The following is an 8682-nucleotide window of genomic DNA, read 5'->3' as shown; positions in this document are numbered from 1 at the left end:
AAATCAGAGCTCGCGCGATACTGGGATGTGACGAAGGCGAGAGTGTCTCAATACATCGCGCGTGGAATGCCGGTACTTCCGGACGGCCGTGTGGACCTCGCCGAGGCGGAAATGTGGCGCGCCGAGAACGTTGATACATCGCGCGGGACTGACGTGGATGGCGCTGCGGCTGAGCGGGCGCGGCTGCTACGCGCCCAGGCCGAGCGGGCCGAGCTCGACCTTGCGGCCCGGCGGGGCGAGCTGGTCGAGCGATCGCTGATCGCGGCGACGCTGGTTCCGCGCATTCGCGAGCTGCGCGACACGCTCCTGGGGATCCCGCGCGACACCGTGCGCGACGATGGCGACGCGGCCGTGTGTGAGGGCGCGATCGCCGCGGCGTTGGACCAGTTCGCCAATCGGCTCACGGCGATGGCAGGGGGCCACGGCAATGTCTGAGCTGCCGCCCCGCTTCCTGCGCGCCGACCAGGCCGCGGCCTATCTCGGCGTCTCGGCCGACACGTTCCGCGCCGAGGTGGCCGCCGGGATGTGGCCGCCACCGATCCGCCGCGGCTCGCGCACCCTCACCTGGGATCGCCTGGCACTCGACAAGGCGGCCGACGCGCTCATGCTGTCCGGCAGGACCGAGGCGGGCTCGCCCCTCGATCCCCTGAAGGCGGCCGAGGCCAAGGCCATGGCGGCGGCGATGCGGGACTAGATCACCATGCCGAGGAAGCGCACGACCGGCTTGAACAAGGTGATCCGCCGCAACCCCGACGGCTCGATCAAGCGGGTTGACTACTACCACCGCCGCAGCGGGCTGTTGCTCGGCAACGACCTCGCCACCGCGCTCGTGCTGGCGGCGAAGATGGACGAGGAGGCCGAGACGGGTGGCGGGCCGGCGCCGGGATCGTTCGAGGCGGTCGCGCGCGGCTGGCTTGCCTCCCCGACCTTCGCGGCCAAGGCGCCGCGCACGCGCACGCTGGACCGCGCCTATCTCGACCAGCTTCGCGACCGCTTCGGCGCCCTGCCGGTCCAGGCGATCACGCGCCCCGTCGTGATCAAGCTGCGCGACAAGCTCGCCGCGGCGACCCCGGTGAAGGCGCGCCACACCCTGAGCGTGCTGCGCCAGGTGATGCAGTATGCCGTCGATACCGGGCTGATCCTGCATAACCCGGCGCTCCGCCCCGGCCTGCCGGCGCGCCCGCCGCGCAAGGCGGTGTGGCCGCCGGCGGCGATCGAGACCTTCCTGAGCGTCGCCGAACCGGCCATGCGCCGCGCCTTCCTGTTGATGCTCTACACCGCGCAGCGCGTGTCGGACGTGCTGGCGCTCGACTGGTCGCAGTTCGAGCGGCGCGGGCGGCGGATCGTGCTGACGCTGCGGCAGGCGAAGACGGGCGAGCTGGTGGCGGTGCCGGCGGCGGCCCGTCTCGAAACCGAGCTCCGCGCGAGCTGGCGCGAGTCCGGGCCGGTGGTGCCGGCGCCGCGCGGCGGCCCCTGGAACCGGCGCAACTTCACCCGTGCCTGGGCCGCGACCGTGTGCCGTGCGAATCGGCGCATCGCCCGCGAGGGCTTCCGCGCCGGGCTCGACAAGGCGGGGGTTCACAAGACCTTGATCCGCGGCTTGCAGGCGCGCGACCTGCGGCGGACCGCGATTGTCGCGATGGCGCGGGCCGGCGCGACGACGGCGCAGATCGCCGCGGTGTCCGGCCACCGGATCGAGGAATGCCAGAAAATCCTCGATACCTACCTGCCGCGCCGATTTGACGTGGCGCACGGGGCGATCGCGGCGCTTGATCGGGCTGAGAAAGATATGCAACGGTTGAGCAACCGGGCCGTCAGGCCGGGGACTCGAATACCTGAAAAACTGAGGGAAAAGCTGGTCGGAGCGGCGGGATTCGAACCCACGACCCCCAGTCCCCCAGACTGATGCGCTACCAGGCTGCGCTACGCTCCGACGCCTCGCGTGACATCGCGCGCGCGGGCAGGGAAGTCAACCGCGACGGCGGCCCGTCCGGGCGAGCAGGTCGCGGATCGCACCGAGCTCCTGGATGGCCTCGGCGAGTGCGGCCCTGAGTGAGGCGAGCCGCTCGGCCGTGCGCGGGTCAGCAGCAGGCGACGCGCCCGCGGGCGCTCCTTCGGCCCGCACGCGGACCACCGGCTTTGGTCCCGCTGCCCGCCCCGACTCCGGCCCCGCCGGCAGCCCGGGCAACGGCAGCTGCGGCCGGCCGGATTCGGGCACTTCCGCCGCGCGCTCAGCCTCGGCGATCGCGGCCTCATCCTCGGCGGGGCCATCGCGCAGAAGCCGCTGCACGCCCTTGATCGTATAGCCCTGGATGTAGAGCAGGTCGCTGATCCGACGCAGCAGCTCGATGTCCTCGGGCCGGTAGTAGCGCCGCCCGCCGCCGCGCTTCAGCGGCGCCAGCTGGGGGAACTTGGTCTCCCAGAACCGCAGCACGTGCTGAGGGATGTGAAGCTCGTCGGCGACCTCGCTGATCGTGCGGAAGGCCGAGGGGGCCTTGCGGCCGCGCGGACGGTCGGCGCCGTCCTGCTCGCCCGGGCTCATGCGTCGTCGCCGACCGGCACCGGCTGGCCGTTGATCCGCGCCTTCAGTACCTGGCTTGGCCGGAACACCAGGACCTTGCGCGGCAGAATGGGGACCTCGACGCCGGTCTTCGGATTGCGCCCGATGCGCCGGCCCTTCTGGCGCACCGCGAAGGTGCCGAACGAACTGATCTTCACAGATTCGCCCGAGGCCAGGGCGCCAGCCAAGAGTTCCAGCACCGTCTCAAGAAGCTGCGCGGATTCGTTGCGCGACAAGCCGACCTGCTCGTAGACCGACTCGGCCAACTGCGCGCGGGTCACCGTCTGCCCGGCCATCCACGCCCCTTGCTCGTGCTGTCCTCACATCCGCGCGACGCTAACAGCCGCACCCGGGCGCCGTCAATGAATGGCGAAAACTCAGATGGTTAGGTGCGTCGCCCACGATCGGGTCGCAACCGTATCAGACCCGTGCGAGTGCCGCGCCCCAGGTCAGCCCGCCGCCGATCGCCTCCATCAGCACGAGCTGGCCGGGCTTCAGCCGCCCGTCCGTCCGTGCCTCGGCAAGCGCCAGCGGGATGGAGGCGGCCGAGGTGTTGGCGTGGCGGTCCACCGTCACGACGACGCGTTGCATCGGCAGGTGCAGCTTCTTCGCCATGGCCTCGATGATGCGCAGATTCGCCTGGTGCGGCACCAGCCAGTCCACCGCCGCGTGATCCAGCCCGTTCGCCGCCAGCGCCTCGTCCACGACGGCCGAGAGCTTGGCGACCGCGTGGCGGAACACCTCGCGGCCATGCATCCGGACATGGCCGACCGTGCCGGTGCTGCCCGGGCCGCCATCGACGTAGAGGATGTCGGCGTGCGCCCCGTCCGCATGGAGGTGGGTCGACAGCACGCCCGGGCCCGACCCGCCCGCTGCACCCTCGGCCGCGCGCAGCACCACCGCCCCGGCGCCGTCGCCGAACAGCACGCAGGTGCCGCGGTCCGACCAGTCGAGGATGCGGGAGTTCACCTCGGTGCCGATCACCAGCACGCACCGGCCGTGCCCGGCGCGGAGCATCGCGTCGGCCACCGACAGCGCGTAGATGAAGCCCGTGCAGACGGCCGCGACGTCGAAGGCGAAGCCACGGTTGATCCCGAGCTTGGCCTGAACCCGCACCGCTGTGGCAGGGTAGGTCTGATCAGGGGTGGAGGTCGCGAGCACGATCCCGTCCACCTCCCGCGGCTCGATGCCGGCATCCGCCAGCGCCGCGCGCGCGGCCGCCGCGCCCAGATCCGAGGCAAGTTCGCCTTCAGCGGCGATCCGGCGCTCGCGGATCCCCGTCCGCTCGACGATCCACTCGTCCGAGGAGTCGAGGCGCTGCGACAGCTCGGCATTGGTGACCACGCGTGCAGGCAGATACCCGCCATAGCCCGCGATCACCGAACGGATCGCCGTGGTGCGCAGGGCCTCGCGCGCGGTCTCGGTCTTCATCTCAGCCTGCCATCGCGGAGGGAACGGGCGCCTGCGCCTCGGCCGGGCGCATGCGCGTCAGCTCGTCGCGGATCCGCGCATTGAACCGGTGCAGCACCATGTCGATCGCGAGGTCCATCGCGTGCGCGAAGCCGAGCGCATCCGTGCCGCCATGGCTCTTCACCACCACGCCGTTGAGGCCCACCAGCACCGCGCCGTTGTAGCGCCGCGGGTCGAGCCACTCGCGCAGCCGCTCGAGCGCGGGCCGAGCCAGCACATAGCCGAGCTTGGCCGCGATCGAGGAGGCGAACACCTCGCGCAGCAGGTCACGCACCAGCTTGAGCGTCCCCTCGCCGGTCTTCAGCGCGACATTGCCGGTAAAGCCGTCCGTCACGACCACGTCGACGGTGCCGGCGGCGATGTCGTGGCCCTCGACGAAGCCGTGGAACAGCGGCGCGATCGGGCTCGCCTTCAGCACCTCGGCCGCCTCGCGCACGCGCTCGTCGCCCTTCAGCTCCTCGGCACCGACATTCAGGAGGCCGATCGAGGGCTGGTTCAGCCCCAGCACGGTGCGGGCGAACACCTCGCCCATGACCGCGAACTCCACCAGGTTGCGGCTGTCGCACTGCACGTTCGCGCCGAGATCGAGCATCACGAAGTCGCCGCGCGCCGAGGGGCCGATCCCGGCCATCGCCGGCCGGTCGATACCCGCGAGCGTCTTCAGCACGATCTTGGCGAGCGCCATCAGCGCGCCGGTGTTGCCGGCCGAAACCACGCCCTCGGCCTCGCCCGCAGCGACCGCCTCGATCGCGAGCCGCATCGAGGCGCCGCGCAGCCGCAGTGCCGCGGTCGGCTTCATCTCGTTCGCGACCACCTCGGGCGCGTGGCGCAGCGTGCAGGCCGCGCGCGCGCGCGCGTGCGAGGCGAGCAGCGGCGCCACCCGCGCCTCGTCGCCGAACAGCAGGAAGCGGACCTCCGGGTGACGCTCGGCGGCGATCTCGAGGCCCTCGATCACGATCTCGGGCGCACGATCGCCGCCCATCGCGTCGATCGCGAGGACACCGGAGGCGCTCACCGCGGGAGGTTCCGCGTCATCGGGAAGGGCGCCGGGGGACGCCGCGCCGTCCCGTCAGGGACGGACGACCGCCTTCAGGGCCTTGCCGGCCGGCGCGACCTCGCGCCCGTCATAGTGCCCGCAGGACGGGCAGACATGGTGCGGGCGCTTCAGCTCGCCGCAGTTCGGGCACTCAGCATGCGCCTCGCGACCGAGGGCCTCGTGCGACCGGCGCATGTTGCGCCGGGATGGGGACGTCTTGCGCTTCGGGACCGCCATGGCACGGGCCTCGCCTTGTCACAAAATGGAAACGGGGTGGTCGCGGCTGACTAGCAGACGCCCGCACCCCCGTAAAGTTACATGTCCTCCCGCGGCACGGCGGCCAGGGCCGCGCGCGGAGCAGAGCGGGCGTCTCAGCCCTTGCGGCGGCGTGCGAGCGCCACGAACGGGCCGTCCGGCGCGGGCTCGTCCGGCGGCGGCAGCTCGAGCACCGCGCCGGGCCGACGCGGCCAAGGGTCCAGCGAGAGCGCCAGCGTTTCGACCACCGAGTCGCCAAGATCGAACCGCCCACCCGCATAGGGCACCTCGTCCTCCGTTTCGGGATCGACCGTCTGGTCGGCCGCGAGATCGGCCTCGGTGCCCGGACGGAAGACCAGCCGAAGCATCACCTCCAGCGCCTGCTCGAAGGGATCGAGCGAGACGACGCAGGTCTGGGTGAGGCGCGCGCGGATCGTGCCCGCGGCGTCGACCACGCCCGCGCCCACAGGCACAAGCTGCACGCTGGCCTCCAGCGCGGCCACCGCCTCGATCCCGAGGCGGCGCGCCACGGCCTCGCACTCCGCGGGGCTGGCAGCGATCTCCATCGTCTCGCCGCCCGTGCGCAGCCGCGCCACCTCGACGGGGCGGGAGAACTCCGGCGCCGGCGTCACGCGAGCGCCTCCGCGGCGGGCAGGAACAAGACCTCGCCCCGGCGGAACGCGGCGAAGGACTGCGCGCCAAGCTGCGCGCGCTGCCGCCGCATCGCCTGCGCGAGCCGGGACCCTGCGGCCACCGGTTCGACGGAGCGCCAGACATTGCGCGACAGCGCCTCGACCAGAAGCCGGTCGTCGGCGGCACCGAGCGCGGCCGTGTAGGCGGTCGCGCGACCGTGGAACGCCTCCCACATCCGCTTCACCCGCTTCCCCACCCCCAGATCGGCCACCCCCATCTCCCGCAGGTTCTGATCCATGTCGGAGAACATCGCGTCGAACACGGCCTGCGACAGCTGCTTCGGGTCCTCGCCCGGCTCCTCGCGCATCCGCTCGATCACCAGGAAGGCGAACAGCGCGACCATGTCGAACCGCCCGTCCAGCGTGTCCGGGACGCCAAGCTCGAGATACCAAGCGCGGTCGCGCGCCGCTGCCACGGCCGCGCCGTAGAGCAGATAGCCCTCGCGTTCGAAGGGGCGGCGGCGGAACAGGCGGGAGAGCGGCATGGGCGTCGATTGACAGGCTCGGCCGGAGTGTGGCACCCGATCAGATGGCATCCCGACGGTCCGGGTCAATCGGAACCGCGACGGGGCGAGGGAGTCGGAGCCCGGTCATGAGAGCAGTTCGCACCCGTCCCGCGGCGGCGCTGGCGGTCATCGGGATGCTCGGTGGCTGCGGCATCGTCGAACCGACGGTCGATCCGCGCGGCCATCGCGTCGAGACCCATCAGATCGACGAGATCGTCCCGGGCGTCCAGACCCGCGCCGACGTCGCCGCCCTGCTCGGTTCGCCATCGGTCACGGCACCGTTCGGCGACGACGCGTGGTTCTACGTGAGCAGCGTCACGCGCAACCGGGTCGGGCGGACGCAGGCCGTCGACCAGCAGACCGTGGTCGCGATCCGGTTCGACGACCGCGGCGTGGTGCAGAAGGTCGAGACCCTCGGCCTCGATGACGCCACCGACGTCACGCCGGTCTCGCGCGTCACGCCCACGCCGGGCAACGACCGCAATTTCTTCCAGCTGCTGTTCGGGAACATCGGCCGGTTCTCGCCGGGGGACGGCGGCGGACGCACGCCGGGTGCCGGCGGGCCGTTCTAGACGCTTTCCCACGCTCTGTCCGCAGCGGCCGTGTTCCGAGGCAGGCGCCGCAGTCGTCGGGACGGCGCTCGTGGAGGTGTGGACCGCTGCCGGGCGCGGGCTGCTGGCAGACCTGCCAGGGAATTGCGGCCCCGCTCATCGCCTGATCCAACGGGCACGGCGCGCGCCGTCCATCCGCAGCCCGGCGAGGACGGTGCGCGCGACCAGTGCCCGCGCGGCACCGCGGTCCGTGCGCCGCCGTCAGCGGACCGAGGACGCTCGCGCCGCAACGCCATGATCGGCTCCGGTCATCGCCGCAACCTGATGGATCACGCCACCGCGTCGCTGGAAGCCGAAAGACCGTTCTAGCCCGGGCAGCCGCCATCGAGCCGCGGATCGTCCCGGACATCGTGAGCTCGGGCGCCGTGCCCCCTCACCAGCCGCGCCAAACCCTGCTAGACGCGGCGCCGATGACCAATCCCGCCGCGATCGCGCTGCTGCCGCCTGGGCTGCGCGACCTCCTGCCGCCCGACGCCGAAACCGAGGCTGCCGCCATCGAGGCGATGGGCGCGGTGTTCGCCGCGCACGGCTACGAGCGCGTGAAGCCCCCTCTGCTGGAGTTCGAGGAGGGGCTGCTCGGCGGTTCGGGGGCTGCCACCGCCGACGTCACCTTCCGGCTGATGGACCCCGTCAGCCAGCGCATGATGGGGCTGCGCGCCGACATCACCCCGCAGGTCGCGCGCATCGCCGCCGTGCGGCTCGGCCGCGCCCCGCGCCCGCTCCGGCTCTCATACTCGGGCCAGGTGCTGCGGGTGCGCGCCTCGGAGCTGCGCGCCGCGCGCCAGTTCGCCCAGGTCGGGATCGAGCTGATCGGCGCCGACTGCGCCGAGGCGGACGCCGAGGTGATCGCGGTCGCGGCGGAGACGCTCGCGGAGCTCGGCGTACCCTCGGTCAGCTTCGACCTGATGCTGCCTACGCTCGCCGAAGAGCTGCTCGCGCCGCTCGGCCTGCCACCCGACCGCGAGGCGGCACTCCGCCACGCGCTCGACCGCAAGGACGCGGCCGAGGTGGCAGCACTCGCCGGCCCGATCGCGGACACGCTCGACGAGCTGCTGCACGCCGCCGGCGCGGCCGACCGGGCGCTCGAGGCGCTGGCCGCCGCCACCCTGCCGACGCCCGCCCGGGCGCTCGCCGACCGGCTTGCCGCCACCGTGGCGGCGGTGCGCGCGCGCGACCGTGCGATCCGGCTCACCGCCGATCCGCTGGAGTTCCGCGGTCTCCGCTATCACCGCAACGTCGCCTTCTCGATCTTCTCGGCGGCGCTGGCGGACGAGCTCGGCCGTGGCGGCGGCTACCGCGCCGGTGAGGAGCCGGCCACCGGCGTCACGCTGTACCCGGACGCGGCACTGACCGCAGCGCGTCCGCGCCCGACCCGTCCGCGCGTGTTTGTCCCCGCCGGCACGCCGGCGGCGGAGGCGGCGCGTCTGCGCGAAGCCGGCTTCGCCACTGTCGGCGCGCTTGGCCCGGTGGACGATCCGGATGCGGAGGCGCGCCGGCTCGCCTGCACCCACCTCGCCCGGGGCGGCGAGGCCATCCCGCTCGAGGACTGACT

Annotated in this window: 11 protein-coding genes, 1 tRNA gene and 1 pseudogene; 5 read left to right on the top strand and 8 right to left on the bottom strand. The window is 72.6% G+C overall.

What is annotated here, in order from left to right; all coding sequences use genetic code 11:
• The 3 genes from ACTIFU_RS09505 to ACTIFU_RS09495 all read left to right on the top strand — a co-directional run.
• On the top strand, nt 1-435 hold a 435-nt coding region (locus ACTIFU_RS09505; RefSeq protein WP_439578060.1), incomplete at its 5' end, for a hypothetical protein.
• Nucleotides 428-694 (top strand): helix-turn-helix transcriptional regulator, encoded by a 267-nt coding sequence (locus ACTIFU_RS09500; protein WP_439578059.1) that lies wholly within the window; start codon nt 428-430, stop codon nt 692-694. The genes ACTIFU_RS09505 and ACTIFU_RS09500, both read left to right, overlap by 8 nt.
• A 6-nt stretch (nt 695-700) precedes the next feature.
• A complete protein-coding gene (locus tag ACTIFU_RS09495; protein ID WP_439578062.1) occupies nt 701-1906 on the top strand; it encodes a tyrosine-type recombinase/integrase in 1206 nt (401 codons plus the stop codon).
• On the opposite strand, the gene ACTIFU_RS09490 is transcribed toward ACTIFU_RS09495, so the two are convergent.
• From ACTIFU_RS09490 to ACTIFU_RS09455, 8 genes and pseudogenes are all read right to left on the bottom strand, one after another.
• Nucleotides 1857-1933, bottom strand: a tRNA-Pro gene (locus ACTIFU_RS09490). The genes ACTIFU_RS09495 and ACTIFU_RS09490 overlap by 50 nt on opposite strands.
• Nucleotides 1934-2218: 285 nt before the next feature.
• Nucleotides 2219-2542: pseudogene (locus ACTIFU_RS09485) on the bottom strand (MerR family transcriptional regulator); the annotation flags it as partial.
• Nucleotides 2539-2856, bottom strand: a complete 318-nt coding sequence (locus tag ACTIFU_RS09480; RefSeq protein WP_439578058.1) for an integration host factor subunit alpha — start codon at nt 2854-2856, stop codon at nt 2539-2541. The pseudogene ACTIFU_RS09485 and the gene ACTIFU_RS09480, both read right to left, overlap by 4 nt.
• Nucleotides 2857-2980: 124 nt before the next feature.
• The gene (locus tag ACTIFU_RS09475) at nt 2981-3991 is read right to left on the bottom strand and encodes a beta-ketoacyl-ACP synthase III (protein WP_439578057.1); all 1011 of its coding nucleotides are present in this window, start codon (nt 3989-3991) and stop codon (nt 2981-2983) included.
• Between the two features lies 1 nt (nt 3992).
• Complete coding sequence (gene plsX, locus ACTIFU_RS09470; protein ID WP_439578061.1) at nt 3993-5012, bottom strand: phosphate acyltransferase PlsX; 1020 nt, start codon at nt 5010-5012, stop codon at nt 3993-3995.
• Nucleotides 5013-5099: 87 nt separating this feature from the next.
• The gene (rpmF, locus tag ACTIFU_RS09465; RefSeq protein WP_439578056.1) at nt 5100-5303 is read right to left on the bottom strand and encodes a 50S ribosomal protein L32; all 204 of its coding nucleotides are present in this window, start codon (nt 5301-5303) and stop codon (nt 5100-5102) included.
• Between the two features lie 134 nt (nt 5304-5437).
• Complete coding sequence (locus ACTIFU_RS09460) at nt 5438-5953, bottom strand: YceD family protein (RefSeq protein WP_439578055.1); 516 nt, start codon at nt 5951-5953, stop codon at nt 5438-5440.
• Nucleotides 5950-6498 carry a ubiquinol-cytochrome C chaperone family protein gene (locus ACTIFU_RS09455; RefSeq protein ID WP_439578054.1) on the bottom strand — a complete coding sequence of 183 codons (549 nt, stop codon included), beginning with the start codon at nt 6496-6498 and terminating at the stop codon, nt 5950-5952. Before ACTIFU_RS09455 ends, ACTIFU_RS09460 begins: the two co-directional genes overlap by 4 nt.
• Before the next feature lie 107 nt (nt 6499-6605).
• Between ACTIFU_RS09455 and ACTIFU_RS09450 the strand changes: the two genes are divergently transcribed.
• Together ACTIFU_RS09450 and ACTIFU_RS09445 are read left to right on the top strand one after the other, a co-directional pair.
• Nucleotides 6606-7091: an outer membrane protein assembly factor BamE gene (locus ACTIFU_RS09450; RefSeq protein WP_439578053.1), complete on the top strand. Its 486-nt coding sequence runs from the start codon at nt 6606-6608 to the stop codon at nt 7089-7091.
• Between the two features lie 449 nt (nt 7092-7540).
• Nucleotides 7541-8680: an ATP phosphoribosyltransferase regulatory subunit gene (locus ACTIFU_RS09445; RefSeq protein WP_439578052.1), complete on the top strand. Its 1140-nt coding sequence runs from the start codon at nt 7541-7543 to the stop codon at nt 8678-8680.
• The last annotated feature ends 2 nt before the right edge of the window (nt 8681-8682 follow it).

Source organism: Elioraea sp. (genome assembly GCF_051860475.1).
Classification (GTDB): domain Bacteria; phylum Pseudomonadota; class Alphaproteobacteria; order Acetobacterales; family Acetobacteraceae; genus Elioraea.
Note: the sequence above shows the minus strand (reverse complement) of the source record. Positions and strands in the feature narration are given on the sequence as shown.

What these genes read in the sequence shown, in the direction of transcription:
- ACTIFU_RS09500 (WP_439578059.1), top strand. Translation starts at nt 428, where the DNA reads ATGTCTGAGCTGCCGCCCCGCTTCCTGCGCGCCGACCAGGCCGCGGCC.
- ACTIFU_RS09450 (WP_439578053.1), top strand. Translation starts at nt 6,606, where the DNA reads ATGAGAGCAGTTCGCACCCGTCCCGCGGCGGCGCTGGCGGTCATCGGG.
- ACTIFU_RS09495 (WP_439578062.1), top strand. Translation starts at nt 701, where the DNA reads ATGCCGAGGAAGCGCACGACCGGCTTGAACAAGGTGATCCGCCGCAAC.
- ACTIFU_RS09475 (WP_439578057.1), bottom strand. Translation starts at nt 3,991, where the DNA reads ATGAAGACCGAGACCGCGCGCGAGGCCCTGCGCACCACGGCGATCCGT.
- ACTIFU_RS09455 (WP_439578054.1), bottom strand. Translation starts at nt 6,498, where the DNA reads ATGCCGCTCTCCCGCCTGTTCCGCCGCCGCCCCTTCGAACGCGAGGGC.
- rpmF (WP_439578056.1), bottom strand. Translation starts at nt 5,303, where the DNA reads ATGGCGGTCCCGAAGCGCAAGACGTCCCCATCCCGGCGCAACATGCGC.
- ACTIFU_RS09480 (WP_439578058.1), bottom strand. Translation starts at nt 2,856, where the DNA reads ATGGCCGGGCAGACGGTGACCCGCGCGCAGTTGGCCGAGTCGGTCTAC.
- plsX (WP_439578061.1), bottom strand. Translation starts at nt 5,012, where the DNA reads ATGGGCGGCGATCGTGCGCCCGAGATCGTGATCGAGGGCCTCGAGATC.
- ACTIFU_RS09445 (WP_439578052.1), top strand. Translation starts at nt 7,541, where the DNA reads ATGACCAATCCCGCCGCGATCGCGCTGCTGCCGCCTGGGCTGCGCGAC.